Genomic DNA, 23102 nt, shown 5'->3' on the forward strand with positions numbered 1-23102 from the left:
TTCATGATCAATCTGGTTTTTTTTTACGTCTATTCTCAGGTTAGCCAAATATATTAGAAAGGACATGCTTTTTTAAGGGAAAAGTATTGTCTTGAAGAGAATGGATAAAACACTATAAATCATTATGAAATAGGAGGCATTTATGGAAATTATCATTGCTATTATATTAGGAACTGTTGAGGGATTAACTGAATTTGCACCAGTTTCCTCTACAGGTCATCTTATTTTAGTAGCACACTTACTGGATTTCACTGGAGAGCGTGCTAAAACATTTGAAATTATTATACAGTTAGGGAGTATTTTAGCAGTAGTTTTCGTTTTTTGGAAAAGAATTTTAAGTATATTGGGCATACAGAAGTACCAATCATCAGAAGGTATGGGGAAATTAAGTTTGATACATATAGCTATTGGAATGATTCCATTTGGAGTTGGTGGTTTGTTATTATATGACTTTATAAAAGAAGTTCTTTTTAGTTCTGGAACAGTGGTTATTACGTTGATTATTGGTGGCGTATTAATGCTTGTGGCGGAAAAATATAAGCCAATTCCAACGGCACATACATTAGATCAAATTTCGTATAGGCAGGCATTTGCGGTGGGGATGTTTCAATGCTTTGCCCTAGTTCCTGGATTCTCAAGGTCGGGTGCTACTCTTTCAGGAGGTTTACTAAGTGGGTTAACACATAAAACAGCATCTGAATTTACTTTTATAATGGCAATTCCCATTATGGCTGCAGCTACAGGGAAAGATTTAATGGAAAGTTGGAGTTATCTGACTACCTCTGATCTTCCTCTTTTTATTACAGGTTTTATCACGGCCTTTCTCGTTGCATTAATTGCAATTAAATTTTTTCTAAGGCTTATAAATAAAATCAAATTAGCTCCATTTGCATACTATCGATTCGGGCTTGCCATTCTATTCTGGATTTTTCTATTATAATTCTATAATTTTCTCCTCACATTTGTGAGGTTTTTTTATTTTATCCCTTTAGCACGCTAATTTAACACCATTTACACTCTATAGAAATGATGATATACTCACTGCTTGTTAGGAAATTTCCTATTTTATTAGGCGTTTTGTATTGTTTTAATTTTCATCAGCCTAGCTTAGCCCTGCTTGTATTTCCAAAAGGATATACAAGAATTTATTATGCAAAAAATGTCATACTTCGGCAGTGACTATTAAGGATAAACTACATACAAAGTATGCTTATATGCGACAAAATTAGAAGAGGTGTCAAATTATGAAATGGCGTGAATATATATATGTGTTAATAGGGTCAGCTATTGTCGCATTGTCATTTAACTTATTCTTACTTCCAAATAAAATTGCTTCTGGTGGAGTAAGTGGAATTAGTACAATTACCAAAGACTTATTCCTTTGGGAGCCTGCCTATGTTCAATGGGCATTCAATATCCCTTTATTTATTCTAGGTGTTATTTTATTAGGGAAAAATTTCGGAGTCAAGACATTAGTAGGTACTATCTTTCTTCCTTTAGTTGTTTTCTTATCCAATGATTTAGAACCTTGGACTCATGAACCATTATTGGCTGCGCTATATGGTGGAATTGGTGTTGGACTCGGAATTGGTATTGTATTTAGAGGCAAGGCTTCAACTGGTGGAACAGATCTTGCAGCACAAATTTTTAATAAATACACAAATATCTCGCTAGGAAAATGTGTTGCTTTAATTGACGGAATTATTGTTATTACTGCTTCTATCGTATTTAGTATAGAACAAGGACTTTATGCATTAATTGCTTTATTTGTTACAAGTAAAACTATTGATTTAGTGCAAGTAGGATTTGGAACTTCTAAAATGGCTTTAATTATTACGGATAAACAAGAAGAAGTTCGTGAAGGAATTTTAAATAAAATAGACCGTGGTGTGACTAAATTAACAGCTCATGGTGGTTATACAGATTCAGAGAGACCTATTTTGATGTGTGTAGTCGATCAATCACAATTTATGAAACTCAAATTACTTGTAAAATCTATTGATGAATCTGCCTTTGTTGTAGTTACAGATGCATCAGAAGTTCTAGGAGAAGGGTTTAATAAGTAAGAGAGAAACATAAGTAAACTGCTAATTCATGGATTAATCTTAATGACAAAAAGTATCTCTGATAAGGGATACTTTTTTGTTATTATCTGTTTCATACCTTATAAAAGGTATGAAACAGATGGCGAAAATTATCTAAACAACTAATCAGAAAATTGTCGAATAATCGATAGATAGAATGAAATCGTTTTATTAATAGTAAATGTTGGCAAGATTTATATGTAAATAATTCCATTAGGTAAAGATGGATTTAGGTATTTATAACTATTTCTTTGTTTTTTTATTAAAAATAAAGGGGGAATTAGTCGTTTTATAGTACAATTAGAATAGTTAATAATGACATTACGTGAAACCAATAGTACTTTGTGACATGCTTGAAAAGAAAATGTAATAATTTTTTGAGTTAACATGCTGTATTATGATGATATAATAACTTAGGTAAGTAAATGACGAGCATAGAGCTTGTCGTTTTAAGTCGGTTGAATGTTGTCGAATTTTGGTTATTGAATCATATGAAAGAGTAGAAGAATGGAGATTCTTGCTAGAGCATCTCCTGTACGAGTTACAAATTCATAAACCAATCCAATTCGCTCCAATTGTTTACTTCTTTGAGAATTGTGTTTATGCCATTTGTATATCTCCTTTTTACTCCTTTAATTTCTTACAAATAAAAATTCAGGTGTGATAATAGATGATAGAAATGAAAAATGTAATGAAAAAGTATGCCAACGGGGTCATAGCGGCTAATGGAATAAATGTGAAAATTAATCAAGGTGAATTTGTTTATGTAGTAGGACCAAGTGGTGCTGGAAAATCAACATTTATTAAAATGATGTATCGTGAAGAGAAACCTACTCAAGGTAATATACGGATAAATGGAATTAATTTAGAAAAATTGCGTGATAATAAAGTTCCTTTGCTAAGAAGAAATATGGGCGTTGTATTCCAAGATTTCAAACTTCTACCTACATTAACTGTGTTTGAAAATGTAGCGTTTGCTTTAGAAGTTATTGAGGAAAATCCTAAACATATTAAGAAAAAAGTAATGGACATTTTAGATTTGGTTGGCCTTAAGCATAAAGCTCGCATGTTACCAACTGAGTTATCAGGTGGGGAACAGCAACGTGTTTCTATTGCTCGTTCTATTGTTAACTCTCCGAAATTAGTAATCGCGGATGAGCCAACTGGTAACCTTGATCCTGAAACATCTTGGGAAATTATGAATCTATTTGAACAAATTAACAATAGAGGTACAACCATTGTCATGGCAACACATAACAAGGATATAGTGAATACCATTAAACACCGTGTTATTGCTATTGAGGGCGGAAGAATTGTGCGTGATGAAGCGAGAGGTGAATACGGTTATGAAGCTTAGAACGGTAACAAGACATCTAAAAGAAAGCTTTAAAAGTCTTATTCGTAACGGTTGGATGACATTTGCCTCTATAAGTGCAGTGGCAATTACATTGGCATTAGTAGGCGTGTTTTTTGTTATTATGATGAACTTGAATCATGTAGCAACATCCATTGAAGAAAATGTAGAAATTAGAGTGCATATTGATATAGCAGCGACAGAAGAGGAAAAACAAACGCTGGAAGATCAGATAAAGAGTATGCCAGAAATTGATACAGTTGTTTTTTCTCCTAAGGGAGAAGAATTGGATAATTTAATCTCAAGTCTTGGAGAAGATGGGGATGCATTTAAGTTATTTGAACAAGATAATCCTCTTAACGATGTATTTGTTGTAAAAACAAAAGATCCACAAGACACACTAGCTGTAGTGAAAAAGATTGAAAAATTAGATCATGCAGCGAAGGTAAGATATGGACAAGGTACAGTTGAAAAGCTATTTAGTGCTATTAATATAAGTAGAAATGTTGGTATTGTCCTGATTGTTGGACTATTATTTACAGCTATGTTCCTTATTTCTAACACCATTAAAATTACAATTGTTGCTAGAAGAAAAGAAATTGAGATTATGCGATTAGTTGGTGCTACTAATTGGTTTATCCGCTGGCCATTTTTCCTAGAAGGTATGTGGTTAGGTATCATTGGGTCTGTTTTACCAGTAGTAGCAGTATCTGTAGTTTATTATTATGCATATGAATTCTTAATTGATAAGCTTGCTGGAAGTTATATACAAATACTGGATTTCTCACCATTTGTGTTCCAAGTTACTGGATTACTTTTATTCATGGGAGCATTTATTGGAATTTGGGGATCTGTCATGAGTATTCGTAAGTTCTTGAAAGTGTAAGTTTGAAAAAATGATAAGTATTTTAAGGAATGGCTTGGAGCGCTAGTAATTGGCAATTCAAGCCATTCTTTAGAGTGATAGATAAAATGTAACATTATACCAAGTAGACTTATAGGTATAGAGGGGAAGGAGCTTTTATGAAAAAGAAGAATAATACTGTTGCTAAACTAACGATTGTGTCTGTTTTAAGCTTCAGTGGTGTGATGGTTTCCATGCCAACCTATTCATTAGCTAATAGTTCTTTAAGTGAATTAAGTAAAGAAAAAAGTGAGATAGAGAATAAACAAAACGATGTTCAATCGCAAATTACGGATTCTTCTAATCAATTAGATGATATTCATACTCAACAAGCTTCTGTAGAAACACAATTGGAGAAATTAAATACTTCCATCTCTAGTACTCAAGTGAAGATTACGGAAAAGAATGAGCAAATTTCTACTACGAAAGCAGAAGTGGAAAAGTTAGAAAAACAAATTGCAGAAGTAACAAAGCGAATTGAAGTAAGAAATGAGTTATTAAAAGAAAGAGCTAGATCTTATCAGGAAACTGGCGGAGTAATAAATTATCTCGACGTTTTAATGGGTTCACAAAGCTTTAGTGATTTTATTGACCGAGTTGGAGCAGTGGCAACAATTGTAGAAGCAGATCAAGGGATCATTAAAGAACAGGAAGCAGATAAAAAACTACTAGAGCAATCACAACAAGAGTTAAAAACAAAGCTAAGCTCTTTAGAAAACATGTTAGCTGACTTAGAAAAAATGAAAGTATCCTTAGATAATCAGAAAAAAGAAAAAGATGAATTAATGGCTCAACTTAATGAACAAGAAGATCATGTCCATGCAGAAATGCTTTCCTTAGAGGAAGAAGAGCAGTTATTAGCTGATCAAAAAGTAGCTATGGAAAAAGCAATACAATTGGAAAAAGATCGACAAGCTGAGCTAGCGAAGCAGGCTGCAGAAGAAGCTCGTAAAAAAGCAGAGGCAGAAGCTGCTGCTGCAGCTGCGAAGAAGTCTTCAAATACTAGTTCATCATCTAGTAACAGCTCATCTTCAAATACTGAAAATGTTGTATCTAGTCCGTCTGTGTCTGCAGGAAACTTTACTAAACCAGCTGCTGCTGGATATGTCTCTTCTGGATTAGGACAACGCTGGGGTACATTTCATGCAGGTGTAGATATAGCAGCAAGTGGCACAGTTCCAATCTATGCAGCTGCAGATGGGGTTGTCATTCGTTCATACACTTCAAGTAGCTATGGAGAAGCAGTTTTTGTGAGTCACTATATTAATGGACAAACCTATACAACTGTTTATGCCCATATGAGAAGTGGAAGTCGTTCTGTGCAAAGTGGAGAAGTTGTGAGAAAAGGGCAACAAATAGGTCTTATGGGTAATACAGGTGATTCCCAAGGACAGCATTTACACTTTGAATTGCATAAAGGAGCATGGAACCAAGCGAAATCTAACGCAATTAATCCTATTGGAATAGTTCCATTTTAATAGTTTGTTATATTTATATTTTACCCATGATTAATGGAAATAAACAGAAACCACTATTCCCGAATAGTGGTTTTTTGTATTTTCATGCTAAAATGGAATATATGCACAAAAAGGAGTAAGTAATCAATGAGTGACAGAGATGAGAGTAAGGAATTAATAAATCCATTGGAACATAAACAAAATGAATTAGATGAAGAAACATTATTTATTGTTTCTCAAACATTTAAAGCATTATCAGATCCTACTAGAATAAAAATACTACACTTGTTATCTGATAAACAGCACTCTGTTAATGAAATTGCAGAAAGATTACAAATGCTTCAATCAACTGTTTCCCATCAACTTCGGTTCTTAAAAAATCTACGCCTAGTCAAATACAAACGGGAAGGAACAACCATGATATATTCATGCGATGATGAACATGTTATGGGAGTCTTAAAACAAATGATTGATCATGCAAGACATCATTAATAACCATTTATTAAAGATAGTTATTCGTTTGATATCGGATTAACTGTCTTTTTTATTTATATTGATATATCTAATTCATTAGGTAGTCCATTTTTCCACTAATGCACATATTTTATATCCCACAGTAAAACAATAGAAAATATATTGACACTTTTCTAACATATTACATATAATACGAATATGAGTATATGAATATTTGTTCATATATAAAAATATCTTTCGTAATCTAGAAATAGAAAGAGGGAGTATTCATGGAAGGAAAGTCATTAATAAAAAGAGAATTCCTCCTAAGTGGGTTAGATTGTGCAAATTGTGCAATGAAGATAGAAAAAGGTGTTTCTACTATTGAGGGAGTAAATAGCTGTAGTGTAAATTTTGCCACACAGACAATACGACTAGAAATAGAAGAACAAGAAGAAGAAAAGATAATATCTACTGCGAGAAGTGCAGTTAATACAATAGAATCTCATGTAAATATGGTGGAAAAAGGTCGGTCGGTGGCACCTAACCATACTCATAGCCATCAGCATGAACATAAAGGTCATTCTCATGATCATGGAAGATATGAGATGAAAAGAATGGTTACCCGATTAATAGCAGGTGTTATTATAGCCTCATTGGGTTACTTCCTTCCTCTTGAAAGTTTCATGGAGTTTGGAGTATTCTTGGTTGCTTATTTAATAGTTGGTGGCGATATTGTACTAAGAGCTATAAAAAATATTATTCGGGGTCAAGTATTTGATGAGCATTTTTTAATGGCTATTGCTACTGTAGGTGCATTTGCCATAGGGGAATATCCAGAGGGAGTAGCAGTGATGCTCTTTTACCAGGTGGGAGAACTATTTCAAGGTATGGCTGTTAACCGCTCAAGAAAATCCATAAGTAGTTTAATGGATATAAGACCAGACTATGCCAATGTAAAAATTGGTTCTGAGTTTAAAATGGTATCACCAGATAAAGTGAAGATAGATGACATTATTTTGGTGAAACCAGGAGAGAAGGTTCCTTTAGATGGAGTTATAATTGAGGGGAACTCTTCCGTTGATACCTCTGCCTTAACAGGAGAATCAGTACCAAGAGATATCGAAGAAGGTAATGAAGTATTAAGTGGTTTTATTAATAAGCAAGGCGTTCTAACTATTAAAGTAACGAAAAGTTTCGGTGAATCAACGGTATCCAAAATTTTAGATTTAGTAGAGAATGCAAGTAACAAAAAAGCTCCTACTGAAAAGTTCATTACAAAATTTGCAAGATTCTACACGCCAGTGGTAGTCATCGTTGCTACTATTCTAGCTATTGTTCCTCCGCTATTGTTTACTGGTGCTACCTTTTCAGATTGGTTATATAGAGCTTTAGTCTTTTTAGTTATATCGTGTCCCTGTGCTTTGGTTATTTCTATTCCTTTAGGATTTTTCGGTGGAATTGGTGCTGCATCTAAGAAAGGGATATTAGTAAAAGGTAGTAACTATTTAGAAGCATTAAATGATGTGAAGTATGTAGTATTGGATAAAACGGGAACATTAACAAAAGGACAGTTTGAAGTAAATGAACTGAATCCTACAACAGGCTATACGGAAGAGGAGTTATTAAAATATGCGGCATACGCAGAGGCTTTTTCTAATCATCCAATAGCGGAATCCATCAGAAAAGCTTATGGAGAAGAGATAAATAATAGTGTTTTGAGTAATTATCAAGAAATTTCTGGACATGGAATAAAAGTAACAAAAGAAAATAAAGAAATAGTAGCTGGAAACCAAAAATTAATGAAGGCAGAATCAATTGATTTTATAAGAGAAGAAGAGGTAGGAACAGTTGTTTATCTAGCCGTGGATAAGCAGTTTATTGGTTCTATATTAATTGCTGATAAAGTGAAGGCAGATGCAGCAAATGCTATTTCAGCATTGAAAAAGTTGGGCATCAAGAAAACGGTCATGCTAACAGGTGATAGTGAAAAGGTTGGTAGAAAAGTAGGAACTTTATTAGGTTTAGATGAAGTTTACACAGAATTATTACCACAACATAAAGTGGAAGAAATAGAGAAGATAGATAAGCAAAAACAGCCAAAAGAAAAGATATTATTTGTTGGAGATGGAATTAACGATACTCCTGTATTAGCAAGGGCAGATATTGGCATGGCAATGGGTGGATTAGGTTCAGATGCAGCAATAGAGGCTGCTGATATAGTAATAATGACAGATGAACCATCGAAAATCGCCACAGCTATTGAAATAGCGAAAAGAACGCGTACAATCGTATGGCAAAATATTATTTTTGCATTAGGAGTAAAAGTAATATTCTTATTACTAGGAGCATTCGGTATTTCCACAATGTGGGAAGCAGTATTTTCTGATGTGGGAGTAACACTTCTGGCAGTATTAAATGCAATGAGAGTCATGCAAGTAAAGGGTTTATAGTTTAGTGAGAAGCTGGTAGATTTACTAGCTTCTTTTTGATCTGTGCAGATCCATTCATAAGTTGTCCCAAACCTACATATACATGGAAAAAGTATATAAAAAATGCAGGTTGCTTAAAGAAAGGACGACGGCTAAATGAATCGGAAATGGTTAGCAATATGCATGACAGGCTCCCTACTAACAGGATCAGGAATCACCTACTTAGGAATGAACTTCCTTGATAAAAAAGAGGAAAGTAACTCCATAGAATTAGATACAGCTACAGGCTCTCTATATAAATTAAATAAAGCCTATCAATTAATACTTAATAATTACGTGGAAAAAGTAGATCAGCAACAATTAGAAGATGGTGCCATTAAAGGAATGCTAGCTACTTTAGAGGATCCTTATTCGGTATATATGGATCAAGATGCAGCAAAGCAATTTGAACAAGCTTTAGATTCATCCTTTGAGGGAATTGGTGCAGAAATAAGTATTGATCAAGAAAAAATTATTATTGTCTCACCAATAAAAGGATCGCCTGCCGAAAAAGCAGGAATTAAGCCATTGGATGAAATTATTTCTGTTAATGGAGAAAGTGTGAGTGGAAAAGACTTAAATGATGTTATTAATGAAATTAGGGGAGAAAAAGGAACAAAAGTAGAGTTAGAAATTATACGGTCTACTGTTAATAAACCAATTGAAGTATCCCTTGTTCGTGATGAAGTTCCGCAAATTACTGTGTATTCTGATATGAAGAAAGAGGGAGGAGAGAATATCGGTTATATTCAAATAACTTCTTTCTCACAGGATACAGCAAATGAGTTTGATAAGGCATTAAGTGAATTAGAAGATAAAAATATCTCAGGACTGATTCTAGACGTAAGAGGAAATCCTGGAGGGTTCTTAACAAGTGTGAACGCTATTTTAGAGAACTTTGTAACAAAAGGTAAACCATATGTGCAAGTAGAGAATCGAAATGGAGATACACAGCAGTTTTATTCTGATTTAAAGGAGAAAAAAGACTATCCCGTTGCTGTATTAATAGATAGTGGTAGTGCATCTGCATCAGAAATAATGGCAGGTGCTTTAAAAGAAGCAGCAGATTACACTTTAATTGGAGAAAAAACTTTTGGTAAAGGAACTGTTCAACAACCCATTTCCATGGATGACGGTAGTGAAATTAAGTTGACTATTTCAAAATGGTTAACACCAGAAGGGAATTGGATTCACAAGACAGGGATAGAACCCAATTTAGAAGTGAAGCAGAGTGATCTCTACCATAACCATCCACTACAAATAAAGGAAACACTAAAATTAGAAGAAAATAATGAACAAATTCAATATGCTCAAGAGATACTCACAAGTTTAGGTTTTACAACAGATCGAAAGGATGGCTACTTTAGCAGTCAAACAGAAGTAGCAGTAAAAGCTTTTCAGACACAAAATTCTCTTGAAGCTACAGGAACAATTGATCAGAAGACAGCCGCAAAAATGCAAGAGGTAGTAAGAGAAGAAATGAAAAAAGAAGAAAATGACCTACAGCTTCAAACTGCTTTGAGGTATTTGGTGAATTAACAGGATTCAATAGTTTTACATTCAAAAAGGATGGTTAGATTGTCCACAGGTTGTTGAGAAATAACTCTCTATGGAGTAGTGGGGAGATTGTTAATTAGTATATTTAAACATCCGATTGATTAGGGGATGATTTCCGTTACAGCGGTTTGTGTGGGTCTCATCTGTCTCGCAGACCCCATAGGAGTCTCACCCCTGTAACGTAGATCATCTAAAATTATGTTTTATCTTTGTGAATTACTTTGCTACAACCTGAGGGTGGTCAAACCATCCTTTTTGTATTGGAAAAATCTACTGATTTAAAATACTATCTGCTAATACCAAATGCTTATCTCCATAAATCTTTGTAATATGATTTTCTCCCCAATTGCATAGAGCTGTTAAGATTGGCTCTAAACTTTTTCCGTAATCACTTAATTCATATTCTACTTTAGGTGGAATTTGTTGATAAATAATACGGTTAATTACCCCATCTTCTTCTAATTCTCTTAATTGTTGTGTGAGCATTTTTTGCGTAATATTAGGCATTAATCTTTTCAATTCACTTGTTCTCTTTTTACCATGCGTTAAATGACATAAGATAACACATTTCCACTTTCCACCAATCACTTCTAAAGTTGCTTCAACCGATATATTATATTTTTTTGCTTCCATAATCTTCTCCTTCTATATAGGTACTTATTTGTACCTATAGTACTTATAGGTACCTACATTACAATTTAGTGCGTACTTCTCAATAAGTATAATATCGTTCATAATAACATTTACCGGTCGTACAATTCAATGAAAAAAAAGCTACCACTAGTGGTTTATAAATACAAGGAGGAAATCAAGTGTTAGATAAGAAGAAAAGCCACTTGGCTTTACTTGCATTAGCCATAAGTGCTTTTGCTATTGGTACAACAGAATTTATCAGTGTTGGCTTGTTGCCTCTAATTGCGAGTGACTTTAAAACACCGTTAGAGACAGCGGGATTAACGGTTTCTATATATGCGCTTGGAGTTACTATTGGTGCTCCAGTATTAACAGCCATAACATCTAAAATATCAAGGAAAACATTATTATTATGGATCATGATCGTATTTATTTTAGGAAATAGTTTAGCGGCAATTGCACCTAGTATACCCGTTTTATTGTTTGCTAGAATTCTTTCAGCTCTTTCACATGGAATATTTATGTCTATAGGCTCTACTATAGCCGCAGATCTGGTTTCTAAAGAAAAAAGAGCAGGTGCTATCTCTATTATGTTTTCAGGGTTAACAGTTGCAACTGTAACAGGTGTACCACTCGGGACATTTTTAGGGCAGCACTTTGGCTGGAGACTGGCATTTTTCGCGATTGTCATAATTGGGATTATAGCTCTTGTTGCAAATACCCTAGTAATTCCTAAAGAACTATCAAAAGGAAAGAAAGCTACTTTTAGGGAACAGTATCTTCTATTAACAAATAAACGACTTCTATTAATGTTTCTCATTACTGCGTTTGGCTACGGTGGAACATTTGTCGTTTTTACGTATTTATCACCAATTCTACATGATATAACAGGGTTCAAGGAAAGTACGGTAGCTGGGATTCTACTTTTATATGGATTAGCAATTGCAGTTGGTAATCTTATTGGTGGAAGATTAGCAAATAAGAAGCCACTTATTTCCTTATTCTTTATGTTTTTGGTTCAAGCAATCATTTTATTTGCTCTCTATTTTACCCTACCTTATAAATTGCTTGGATTAATAAGTATCATTTTAATGGGATTATTAGCATTTATGAATGTTCCTGGATTACAAGTATATGTTGTCATGTTAGCAGAACGCTATGTACCTAAAGCAGTTGATGTAGCTTCTGCATTAAATATTGCAGCATTTAATGGTGGGATTGCTATTGGTTCTTACTTAGGAGGAAGTATTAATCAATCCCTAGGATTAATTCACACAGCTTGGATTGGAGGGCTAATGGTTTTGATAGCAGTTGGATTAACAGCTATTAGTCTAATTTTCGAAAATAATAAAGGAATAAAGGAGAAGTAGTCGATGAAAAACTTACAAGATACAGTAACTTTAGCAAATGGAGTTAAGATGCCTTGGCTTGGATTAGGTGTATTTAAGGTAGAGGAAGGACAAATATTAATGGATGCTGTTAGCTCTGCTATCACGAATGGATATAGAAGTATAGATACTGCAGCTATTTATGGAAATGAAAGAGGGGTTGGGGAAGGCATCAAATTAGGTTTAAAAAAGACAGGTATTTCTAGAAGTGAATTATTCATTACTACTAAAGTGTGGACGGAAGATTTAGGCTATGAGGAAACTATTAAAGCTTTTGAGACTAGTCTCGAAAAATTAGGACTTGATTATATAGATTTATATCTTATTCATTGGCCAAAAGAAGGAAAATATTTAGAAACATGGAAAGCTTTAGAAACACTTTATAGAGAGGGGAAAATCAAATCAATAGGAGTTAGTAATTTTCAGATTCATCATCTAGAAACATTGTTGAATGCTTCTGAAATAAAACCAATGATTAATCAAATAGAATTACATCCAAAATTAACACAAAAGAATTTACTAGCATTTTGTGAGAGTAGAAATATTCAAGTGCAAGCATGGTCGCCATTAATGCAAGGAAAACTATTAGATAATCCCTTATTAAGAGAATTAGCACATAAATATCAAAAATCTGTTGCTCAAGTGATTATTCGTTGGGATTTACAAAATGGGATAGTAACAATACCTAAATCAGTGAAAGAACAAAGAATAATAGAGAATGGAAATGTATTTGATTTCTGCCTAACAAAAGAAGAAATGAAAAGAATTGATAGCTTGAACCAAGATTTACGTGTTGGTCCTGATCCAGACAATTTTGATTTTTAATACTAAATACCACTATTCTAGATTGAACATAGGATAGTGGCATTTATATTAGATGTAAATAATATAAAAAACTTATGATGAAATCGGATACAAATCTACTGTTTTATGATAGAATACTTTTGAAAAAAGAATCATCTTATACAGGGAAGGATGGGCATATGAAAATAGCAATAGCTAGTGATCATGGTGGATATCGCTTAAAGGAAGCAGTAAAAGAACATCTTATTAGCAGTGGAATAGAAGTGATTGATTACGGTTGCCATAGTAAAGATAGTGTTGATTTTCCTAACTATGCAAAACTGGTAGGAGAATCTATAGTAAAAGGAGAAAATGGCCTAGGAATTCTTTGTTGTGGTACAGGAATAGGGATGAGCATAGCAGCTAACAAAATAAAAGGCATACGAGCTGCAGTTGTAGGTGATGTTTTCTCTGCTAAGGCAACAAGAGAACATAATAATAGCAATATTCTTTGTCTAGGTGAAAGAGTGACAGGAGAAGGACTAGCTTGTTTAATTGTAGATACATGGTTAAACGCAGAATTTCTTGGCGGTCGACACTCTAATAGAATTGATGGGATAACTAAATTAGAATCCTATTCTTGCTAATAGTAAAACAGATTAAGGATATATTATATAAATGAATCACATTATAACTTGTACGTACCATTAATAGGTTATACTATATATGTATGTTTATATTTGTAAAGTTGTATGGTATAATGAGGATAAATTAATAGCAGAAAGCACAAAAAAAGAAAAAATGCCTCTATTCATTTTTGCTGTTATACACTTTCTGTAGTTTTCTATTTTTACTTGCAGCTTATTATAAAAATGAAAGTAGGAGGTATGGTGTTGAAGGTTGGAGTAATTGTCTTAGGGATTTTGCCTGCTGGAGTAAAGCAAATTATTCACCGTTTATCTAAATCATTCATTCCAAATCATTCATTAGTAGGAATAGAAATGGATAAACATACTGATGAAATCAGGTATACAGAACTTATACAAACAAATGATTCGCCCTATTTAAGTTATTCTCCATTAAGACTAAGTTTTGCAGAACCTAGTACTAACTGGAAAGAAGTTTTTGCTCCTATGGATGTTTCCATTATTATTGGTGATGATGAAGCAAAGGAACAATGGCAGCAATACATTGCAAAGGAAGAATCTATACGCACACTTTTTGTTCCAGTTTCTATTTACAATAATGTGAAAGGGAACGATTGGTCACTAGGGTATGATACAGCATTAAATGTGATTACACAAAATGTGTTAAAGGTACAAGATACCATTCATTCATTAAAATATGATAAACCGAGATTATTTGGTTTTTCAATGGAAGGAAATCCATCCACCAATATGTTGCAAGATCTTTCCCTTGCTGTAGATGGAAATTATTTAGCAGTTGATTATGATAAAGAGGATATACCAGTTCTTTGTGAATCGATAAAGAATGGCTATACATACAGTAAAACCTCTAATGTCCTCATTTATAGTGAAGGCTTACAGGAAGTTATTGAGACTTCGGTTATCACTCAGTTAGATGTGGATTGGAAATACACAAAGATAGATGAGGCTTTATGTATGGGAATTAACCCAACAGCATTAGACCGAATACTTGCAAACGAATTAGCAGAAGGTATACTGCGATGGGTGCATACTAGTTATCCAACAGCAGAGATTGCTGTACTAAAAGATGGAGTTAATCTAAAAAAATTTGAGCTTTGATAGGGAAAAGTAGTAATACATATGACTGAAAAAAAACAGCTTCTTTCTTACCTAAGCTTTTAAATAATATAATGATAAAGGAGAATTGCAATGAGTAAACAAGTGAAAACAAATATTGAGCAATTAGCTATTAACACAATTCGTACATTATCTATTGATGCAATTGAAAAATCAAATTCAGGACATCCAGGAATGCCAATGGGGGCAGCACCAATGGCATATACTCTTTGGGCAAAAGAAATGAATCATAACCCTGCGAACCCAAATTGGTTTAATCGCGATCGCTTTGTTTTATCAGCAGGACATGGCTCTATGTTATTATACAGCTTATTACATTTATTTAATTATGGTGTATCTATTGAAGATTTGAAGAATTTCCGCCAATGGGGTAGTAATACACCGGGGCATCCAGAATTCGGACATACACCTGGTGTGGAAGCAACTACAGGTCCTCTAGGCCAAGGGATTGCAATGGCAGTAGGTATGGCTATGGCAGAAAGACATTTAGCTGAAACATACAATAAAGAAAATTATCCAGTAGTAGATCACTATACGTACAGTATCTGTGGAGATGGTGATTTAATGGAGGGTGTTTCTGCTGAAGCTGCGTCTCTTGCTGGTCATTTAAAATTAGGTAGATTAGTAGTTTTATATGATTCAAATGATATCTCACTAGATGGTGATTTACATTTATCATTCTCTGAAAGTGTACAAAAACGTTATGAAGCATATGGATGGGAAGTAATTCGTGTAGAGGATGGCAATGATACACAAGAATTACAAGCTGCAATTGCACAAGCAAAAAAATCAGAAGTACCTACTTTAATTGAAGTTAAAACAGTTATTGGTTATGGTTCTCCAAATAAAGGAGGAAAATCAGCTTCTCATGGTGCACCACTTGGAGCATCAGAAACGCTACTAGCTAAACAAACATATGGTTGGGATTTTGAAGAGGCATTCCACGTGCCAGCAGAAGTTTCTGAGCATTATGCAGGATTAACTGCAAATGGGGCGGAAAAAGAAGAAGCTTGGAATGAACTTTACAATGGATATAAGGCTGCATACCCTGAATTAGCAGAGCAACTAGAAACGGCAATTAAAGGGGAGGCTCCAGCTGATTTACAAGAAAGTCTTCCTGAATTTACTGCTGGAGAATCAATGGCAACTAGAGATTCTTCTGGTAAGGCAATTCAAGCTGCTGCAAAAGCAATTCCAGCTTTATTCGGTGGTTCAGCTGACCTTGCTGGTTCTAATAAAACATTAATGACAGCTGAAAAGAATTTTGGTATTGATGGATATGCTGGCAGAAACATTTGGTTCGGTGTTCGTGAATTTGCGATGGGTGCAGCTTTAAACGGCTTAGCACTTCATGGTGGTGTAAAAGTATTTGGAGCAACGTTCTTTGTTTTCTCTGACTACCTACGTCCAGCAATTCGTCTTGCAGCATTAATGAAATTACCAGTAACGTATGTATTTACACATGATAGTATTGCAGTTGGAGAAGACGGTCCTACACATGAGCCTGTAGAACAACTTGCTTCCTTACGTGCAATGCCAGGATTATCTATTATTCGTCCAGCAGATGCAAAAGAAACAGCTGCTGCATGGCAAATTGCATTAGAAAGTCAAGATACTCCTACAGCATTAGTGTTAACTCGCCAAGGCTTACCAACTTTAGATTTATCTAAAGCAGAGGCTTATGAAGGTGTGAAAAAAGGAGCTTACACTGTTTCTCCTGCAAAAACTGAGGCGCAGGGCTTACTACTTGCATCTGGTTCAGAAGTATCTCTAGCTATGCAAGCACAAGCTGTATTAGCAGAAGAGGGTATTGAAGTAAGTGTTGTAAGTATGCCGAGTTGGGATTTATTTACAAAACAATCAGATGAATATAAAGAAAGTGTTTTACCAGAAAGTGTTCAAGCACGTGTAGGTATTGAAGCTGGTTCCTCATTAGGATGGAGAGAATATGTTGGTCCTAAAGGAGAGCTTATTACAATTGATCATTTTGGTGCATCTGCTCCAGCTGATAAATTATTCGCAGAGTATGGATTTACTGTAGAAAATATTGTTGCTAAAGTAAAAGCTTCAATCCAAAAAACAAAATAAAGCTTCCTTCTTTAATAGGGTTAATGATAAGCTAACTATCTATAAAGAATAATACAAAAAAACCAGACTATCATGCGAAACGCTTCATTGCGTTTCGGAGTAGTTTGGTTTTTTTGTATCCCAATCATTTTTTTAGATGTAACGTTTTTTCTTCCATATATATTAGCTTTGAAATATTCTATACAAGGTATCTTAATAGAATGAAATATTCTTCCATACAGTCTTTCTATTGCTATACTTGTAGAATATAATAGAGTTATATAAAGAAGTGAATCTCCTTTACATAGGGAATGACATACGGTTTTTAATGGAAGGATGGGGATGGTATATGTGGCAAGACTGGTTGCTAGAACTAGCAAAAGGTTTCGGTAAAATATTCTTAAATCCAGTTTTATATCTATCGTTTTTATTTGCAGCTTCATTAGGAGTTGCTCGCGTAAAAAAAGAAAGGCGTTATTTCACAGTAAGAGCGCAAAATGCTTATTTTGAATTAAAACAGCTAGTACCAACTGGTTTGATCCTTGGACTCTGTCTTTCAGGATTATCTATTGCGCTAGTTTTAATCTTGCCAATGGAGATTATTATCTTCGCAAGTCTGTTAACAATCATTTTAGCATTGATAGGAAAAACAAGGCTATTATCTCCCGTATATACTGTAGGTTTAGCAATTCTCGTATGCACTATCTCCTTATATCTAGGTTGGGATTATTTTCTTTTTTCAAAAAGCCATTTAGGTACAGATGAAATATTCTTTCCAACCGCTATCATTCTATTAGGCTTACTTATTATTTCCGAGGGAATATTTGTTCGTGTAAATGGAAAAAAGAGTACCTCTCCTCGTTTAAAAAGAAGTAAAAGAGGTCAAATGATAGGGACTCATCTACTTGAAAGAGCTTGGTTATTACCGATGTTTGTATTTATACCATCGGGGACCTTGACGATTGCTATGGATTGGTGGCCAGTAGTGACAGTCGGAAATCAAACATATTCTCTTTTATTAGTACCATTTTTATTAGGAACAAAATTGGAGATACAAGGGGAACATCCTTTTAAAGCCACAAGAAAAATAAGCACAAATATAATGACTTTAGGTAGTATTATCTTATTAGGGGGTGTGGCATCCTATTTCTTACCTGTCCTATCTATAGCATTTGTCGTTCTTGCGATAATTGTACGTGAATGGATTACAGTAAAGCAGAAAAATGTAGAAAAAAATAGAGCATTCTTTTTCTCAAGAAGAAATAATGGTGTAGTTATATTAGGAATTGTCCCAGATTCCCCTGCGGATAAAATGGGCTTGCGAATTGGAGAAACTGTTTCAAAGGTGAATAGTATACCCGTTCAAGATAAAAACCAAATTTACAAAGCCCTACAACGTAATTCTGCTCATTGTAAAATTGAAGTGTTTGACGAAAATGAAGAGATTAGATTTGTACAAAGAGCACTTTACGAAGGAGATCATCATGAACTGGGATTATTATTGATTCCAGATGAAAAAATTCATGGGAATGAAGCGGTTTAATTTTATATTTTATGGGAGACTGGTTGTAGCAGTCTCTGTTTTTTTACCTTTTTTGATGGAGGCTTATTATCATGATTAGAATAATACCGTTAAAGGAAGAACAAGTAAAAGACATAAATAAAATGAATGACTCTTTTCCTATAATAGGAAAATTAAATGTGACCTATCGAGATGGTTTATGGTCTACCAAGGAGGAATTATTTTTTATAAGCAAAGAAATTAAATTTCCTGATGACCATTTAGAGTGGAATGATTATATAAAAGGAGAGCAGAAAGTGATCTTTTTAGCTTATGATGCTACGGAATGTATTGGACAGATTAGATTAGTAAGAGATTGGAATAAATTTTGTTATATAGAAAATATAGCAGTAAGCAAAAATTATAGAAATAAAGGAATTGGTAAGAAATTATTAAAAGAGGCTGAAAGATGGGCGAAAGAAAAGAATCTTATTGGTTTATCTTTAGAAGCACAAGACGATAATCTAATTGCATGTAGATTTTATAGCAAGGAAGGAATGGTTCTAGGGGGAGTGGATGCATTAAAGCAAACTTACAATCCAGAAATTGATAAAACCTTATACTGGTACAAGATTTTTTAGTAAAACAAAAATTCTTACATAGGACAAATTCTCCCTTGCGTACCCTATTACAAAGGGGTTGTGAGAATGAAACAGAAAGAAATTATCATTATTACAGTTCAGCTATCTACGGTGAAAAGGTTTTTTATCATGGATATGGGAGTTAGTACGCTTTCGTATTATGTTATTAAAGCAGTAACTGGTAATGTGATAATTGATATTATAGGGAGTTTGATTATTACAGAGGGATTGAAAAAGGTAATTAAATAAGATGGGGAAAGTTTACATAATAGATATAAATAAAACCTCCTTTATTATCCCTCCATTTTGAATAAGATGAAGCTATATCTATTTGAACATAATTCGCCTAATTGCATATAAATAGATTGAAGTTTTTTTTGCATACAGTTAAAATGTTTCCTATGGGAAACTTTTTTCAAGAGATCCGTATTGGTATATGCAAATAACAATTAGAGAAAAAGGACATATTTTTGTGGAGGGGTAATATGCCAGAAAATTTATTGATTGCTTTTGGATTGACTTTAATAGCTGGGTTAGCGACTGGAATAGGTAGTATGTTAGCATTTTTTACGTCTACTACTAATACAAAGTTTCTTTCTTGGATGCTTGGCTTTTCGGCTGGGGTAATGATTTATGTTTCCATGGTTGAAATATTTGTAAAGGCAAAAGATGCTTTAGTTGGTTCGTTAGGTAATCAAATGGGGAATTGGCTAACGGTCGGAGGCTTCTTTTTTGGAATACTACTCATTGCACTAATTGATAAGTTTGTCCCAGAGCAAGGAAATCCACATGAGTTAAAAAAAGTCGAGGATATTTCTAAGTCAAATGGTGTAAAAACAGATCATGCTTTATTGAAGATGGGAAGCTTTACTGCACTAGCTATTGCTATTCATAATTTTCCTGAAGGAATTGCAACCTTTACTGCTGCTTTGCAAGATCCTGCTTTAGGTGTGGCGATTACAGTTGCTATTGCTATTCATAATATTCCTGAAGGAATTGCTGTTGCTGTACCTGTTTATTTCGCTACAGGTGATCGTAAAAAGGCATTTAAACTTTCATTCTTATCTGGGCTTGCTGAGCCAGTTGGAGCAATAGTGGCATTTCTAATTCTAATGCCTTTCCTAAACGATGTTATGTTTGGAATAATATTTGCGTCTGTTGCGGGTATTATGGTATTTATTTCATTAGATGAATTATTGCCAGCAGCTAAGAAATATGATGAGGGGCATTTATCTATATATGGAGTTATAGCTGGAATGGCTATAATGGCACTTAGTTTACTTTTATTTATTTAATATAGAAAGCTTCCTTAGGAGTTTGTGGGTAAAATAAACGATAAGGAAGCTTTTTTGGTATTTATTTTTTAGTGATAAGGGAATTATCTTTCTCCATTTGTTGTAATTCTAATTTCATTCTTTCTGTTTCGAGTAAGAAATTTTCATGCTTGAGCTTTTCTAAAGCAAGTTCTTCTTTCAGCATCTTTAATTTGAATTTCGATTGCTTTTGGAAATGGTTTGTGACAATAGCTGTAAAAGGAATGGCAAAAATGATTCCTACGATTATAACGGCAACAAAATCTTCCATCCTTATTCTCCCCTCTTTTCGTATCTGTAAATATTCTCCTTCCTTTTACTTTATTCCTACTTTATACGATTATCAAGAGTAATATGTTTCAGAAATATTGTTATATCAGTGACAGATGGTAATTATTAAATGAGATACCTACATGAGAGTATTGAAAGCTACATATGGGTGTAGAAATTAATAATAAACATGATCTTTAGAATTTTGAAATTTCCTATTGAATAGGATGATCAGTTTTTAGTAAGGAAGAAGTTCCTATGCTAACAAGTCTATTTTTACGTAAATAGAAGGGAGAAGGATGGCTGGAATATCAAAGAATATCGGTTCTTTCTCTTTACTAATAGCTATTGCTATAAAAATGTATTACCATGAAGGTGAATAATATTGGAAAACTACTTTTAGAATGGGTGATACGATGAATGAGAAGGAAAAGGCCTTAGTTGGTGAAAAAGCAGCAGAATCCTTTGTTAAAGATGGAATGATTGTTGGAATAGGTACAGGATCAACTGTATATTATACAATTGTTAAACTTGGAGAGATGGTTAAGAAAGGTTTATCTATAAAGGGAGTAGCTACCTCCAAAAATACGGAATTACTTGCAGAACAGTACGGTATCCCACTTCTTACTATAGATGAAGTGGAAAAAATTGATGTAGCTATTGATGGTGCTGATGAAATTAATGGTGATTTTCATGCGATAAAAGGCGGTGGTGGTGCACTGTTTAGAGAAAAAGTAATAGCTACTTTAGCGAATAAATTTGTAGTAGTAGCTGATTCTTCCAAGCTGGTTAATCAACTAGGACGTTTTCCTTTACCAGTAGAAGTAGTACCTTTTGGTGTAAAAATTACAGAAAGATATTTGCAGAAATTAGGTTGTTCTACTGTTTTAAGAGAAAAAGATGGACAGATATTTTCAACTGATAATGGGAATTATATTATTGATTGTCATTTTGAATTAATAGAAAACCCCAATCAACTAGCTACCACATTGAATAGTATAGTAGGGGTAGTAGAAAACGGACTTTTTCTTCATATGGTTGATCATGTAGTAACCTTGAACAAGGATAAAGAAGTGACTATTGAAGGTTCTCGGAGTTAACAGTCATCGTCGTATAAGTATCTTAGCAATCTGACCTTTTTAGAATAAAGAAGAATGATGGACTCCAACTATGTAGATAGGGAGAGAATGTAGCATGACATTACGAGAAGAAGCTTTACATATGCATCAATTAAAACAAGGAAAGCTTGAAGTACAAGCTAAGGTAGAAGTAAAGAATTCCTACGATTTAAGTCTTGCTTATTCTCCTGGTGTGGCTGAACCTTGCAAAGAAATACAGGAAAAACCAGACACTGTCTATGACTACACTATGAAAGGGAACATGGTTGGATTAGTATCTAATGGTACAGCAGTACTAGGATTAGGTAATATTGGAGCTGCAGCATCCCTTCCGGTTATGGAAGGAAAAGCGATTTTACTTAAGAGCTTTGCGGGAGTGGATGCTTTTCCTATTTGTTTAGATACTACTGATGTAGAGAAAATAATTGATACGGTTAAACTAATGTCACCTACTTTTGGTGGTATTCATTTAGAAGATATAGCTGCACCTGCATGCTTTGAAATTGAAGAAAAATTAAATCAAGCATTAACTATACCTGTTTTTCATGATGATCAACATGGTACAGCAATAGTCACATTAGCAGGACTTGTAAATGCCTTAAAGATAGTAAAGAAAAAGATGGAAAATATCAAGGTAGTTATAAATGGAGCGGGTGCAGCTGGAATAGCGATAACCAAACTATTGTATGCCTATGGTGTAACCGACATAATCCTATGTGATACAAAAGGAGCTATTTATAGTGGACGTCCAGATGGGATGAATGCAGTAAAAGAATCTGTTGCAGCATATACAAATGTCAATAAAGAAAAGGGATCTTTGGGTGATGTGATTAAAGGAGCCGATGTATTTATTGGTGTTTCTGTTGCAGGTACTCTAACTAAGGAAATGGTGAGATTAATGAATCAGGATGCGGTTATTCTTGCAATGGCGAATCCTGTACCAGAGATTATGCCACAAGAAGCGAAGGAAGCTGGAGCAAAGATTATTGGAACAGGTCGATCGGATTTTCCTAACCAAGTGAATAATGTGTTAGCATTTCCTGGAGTTTTTCGAGGAGCTTTAGATGTTCGAGCAACAGAAATTAACGAAGATATGAAAAAAGCAGCAGTAGAAGCTATTGCCAGCTTAATTTCAGATGCAGAACTAAATGAAGATTACATTATTCCAAGTCCATTTGATCCAAGAGTTGCCCCATCAGTTGCAGCTAGCGTTGCACTAGCAGCAATGAAATCAAATGCAGCCAGAATCCAAGTGAACCCTGAAGATATAAAATGGAAAACCATGAAGCTAACAAATAGGTCGGAATAGGGAAAGAAGACAATT

Annotated in this window: 21 protein-coding genes; 19 read left to right on the forward strand and 2 right to left on the reverse strand. The window is 34.1% G+C overall.

What is annotated here, in order from left to right; translation table 11 throughout:
• Positions 1–142: 142 nt before the first annotated feature.
• From bacA to F9279_RS18760, 8 genes are all read left to right on the forward strand, one after another.
• Positions 143–940 (forward strand): undecaprenyl-diphosphate phosphatase, encoded by a 798-nt coding sequence (bacA, locus tag F9279_RS18725; protein WP_152115803.1) that lies wholly within the window; start codon positions 143–145, stop codon positions 938–940.
• 304 nt (positions 941–1244) lie between these two features.
• Positions 1245–2066: a YitT family protein gene (locus tag F9279_RS18730; protein ID WP_152115805.1), complete on the forward strand. Its 822-nt coding sequence runs from the start codon at positions 1245–1247 to the stop codon at positions 2064–2066.
• 688 nt (positions 2067–2754) lie between these two features.
• The gene (ftsE, locus tag F9279_RS18735) at positions 2755–3441 is read left to right on the forward strand and encodes a cell division ATP-binding protein FtsE (RefSeq protein ID WP_152115807.1); all 687 of its coding nucleotides are present in this window, start codon (positions 2755–2757) and stop codon (positions 3439–3441) included.
• Positions 3431–4324: a permease-like cell division protein FtsX gene (gene ftsX / locus F9279_RS18740; RefSeq protein WP_152115809.1), complete on the forward strand. Its 894-nt coding sequence runs from the start codon at positions 3431–3433 to the stop codon at positions 4322–4324. Before ftsE ends, ftsX begins: the two co-directional genes overlap by 11 nt.
• A 137-nt stretch (positions 4325–4461) precedes the next feature.
• Positions 4462–5820, forward strand: a complete 1359-nt coding sequence (locus tag F9279_RS18745) for a murein hydrolase activator EnvC family protein (protein WP_152115810.1) — start codon at positions 4462–4464, stop codon at positions 5818–5820.
• A 126-nt stretch (positions 5821–5946) separates the two neighbouring features.
• Entirely contained in the window at positions 5947–6291 is a 345-nt protein-coding gene (locus tag F9279_RS18750; RefSeq protein WP_152115812.1) for an ArsR/SmtB family transcription factor, read from the forward strand.
• Between the two features lie 251 nt (positions 6292–6542).
• Positions 6543–8705, forward strand: coding sequence for a heavy metal translocating P-type ATPase (locus F9279_RS18755; RefSeq protein ID WP_152115814.1), 2163 nt, complete (start codon positions 6543–6545; stop codon positions 8703–8705).
• Between the two features lie 135 nt (positions 8706–8840).
• Positions 8841–10262, forward strand: a complete 1422-nt coding sequence (locus tag F9279_RS18760; protein WP_152115816.1) for a S41 family peptidase — start codon at positions 8841–8843, stop codon at positions 10260–10262.
• A 288-nt stretch (positions 10263–10550) separates the two neighbouring features.
• Here F9279_RS18760 and F9279_RS18765 read toward each other — a convergent pair whose 3' ends face one another.
• Positions 10551–10913, reverse strand: a complete 363-nt coding sequence (locus tag F9279_RS18765; protein ID WP_152115818.1) for a winged helix-turn-helix transcriptional regulator — start codon at positions 10911–10913, stop codon at positions 10551–10553.
• A gap of 179 nt (positions 10914–11092) precedes the next feature.
• Between F9279_RS18765 and F9279_RS18770 the strand changes: the two genes are divergently transcribed.
• The 9 genes from F9279_RS18770 (at position 11093) to zupT (ending at position 20372) form a co-directional block, all read left to right on the forward strand.
• Positions 11093–12283: an MFS transporter gene (locus F9279_RS18770; RefSeq protein WP_152115820.1), complete on the forward strand. Its 1191-nt coding sequence runs from the start codon at positions 11093–11095 to the stop codon at positions 12281–12283.
• Between the two features lie 3 nt (positions 12284–12286).
• Positions 12287–13126: an aldo/keto reductase gene (locus F9279_RS18775; protein WP_152115822.1), complete on the forward strand. Its 840-nt coding sequence runs from the start codon at positions 12287–12289 to the stop codon at positions 13124–13126.
• A 158-nt stretch (positions 13127–13284) separates the two neighbouring features.
• A complete protein-coding gene (gene rpiB / locus F9279_RS18780) occupies positions 13285–13731 on the forward strand; it encodes a ribose 5-phosphate isomerase B (protein ID WP_152115823.1) in 447 nt (148 codons plus the stop codon).
• A 246-nt stretch (positions 13732–13977) separates the two neighbouring features.
• Positions 13978–14850, forward strand: a complete 873-nt coding sequence (locus tag F9279_RS18785; RefSeq protein ID WP_152115825.1) for a 6-phosphofructokinase — start codon at positions 13978–13980, stop codon at positions 14848–14850.
• Positions 14851–14940: 90 nt separating this feature from the next.
• Positions 14941–16956 (forward strand): transketolase, encoded by a 2016-nt coding sequence (gene tkt / locus F9279_RS18790; RefSeq protein ID WP_152115827.1) that lies wholly within the window; start codon positions 14941–14943, stop codon positions 16954–16956.
• A gap of 328 nt (positions 16957–17284) precedes the next feature.
• A complete protein-coding gene (locus F9279_RS18795; protein WP_152115829.1) occupies positions 17285–18478 on the forward strand; it encodes a PDZ domain-containing protein in 1194 nt (397 codons plus the stop codon).
• 71 nt (positions 18479–18549) lie between these two features.
• Entirely contained in the window at positions 18550–19077 is a 528-nt protein-coding gene (locus F9279_RS18800) for a GNAT family N-acetyltransferase (protein WP_152115831.1), read from the forward strand.
• Between the two features lie 66 nt (positions 19078–19143).
• Positions 19144–19326 (forward strand): hypothetical protein, encoded by a 183-nt coding sequence (locus tag F9279_RS18805; RefSeq protein ID WP_152115833.1) that lies wholly within the window; start codon positions 19144–19146, stop codon positions 19324–19326.
• 236 nt (positions 19327–19562) lie between these two features.
• Positions 19563–20372: a zinc transporter ZupT gene (gene zupT / locus F9279_RS18810; protein WP_152115835.1), complete on the forward strand. Its 810-nt coding sequence runs from the start codon at positions 19563–19565 to the stop codon at positions 20370–20372.
• Between the two features lie 61 nt (positions 20373–20433).
• Here the strand turns inward: zupT and F9279_RS18815 are convergent, their stop codons facing one another.
• Positions 20434–20661, reverse strand: a complete 228-nt coding sequence (locus F9279_RS18815) for a hypothetical protein (protein WP_152115837.1) — start codon at positions 20659–20661, stop codon at positions 20434–20436.
• A 403-nt stretch (positions 20662–21064) separates the two neighbouring features.
• On the opposite strand from F9279_RS18815, the gene rpiA reads away from it, so the two are divergent.
• Both rpiA and F9279_RS18825 read left to right on the forward strand, forming a co-directional pair.
• On the forward strand, positions 21065–21760 hold the full coding sequence (gene rpiA, locus F9279_RS18820) for a ribose-5-phosphate isomerase RpiA (RefSeq protein WP_413463229.1): 696 nt from the start codon (positions 21065–21067) through the stop codon (positions 21758–21760).
• 94 nt (positions 21761–21854) lie between these two features.
• Complete coding sequence (locus F9279_RS18825; protein ID WP_152115840.1) at positions 21855–23087, forward strand: NADP-dependent malic enzyme; 1233 nt, start codon at positions 21855–21857, stop codon at positions 23085–23087.
• Positions 23088–23102: the final 15 nt, after the last annotated feature.

Origin of the sequence: Bacillus sp. B1-b2 (assembly GCF_009183415.1) — a bacterium.
GTDB lineage: Bacteria > Bacillota > Bacilli > Bacillales > Cytobacillaceae > Niallia.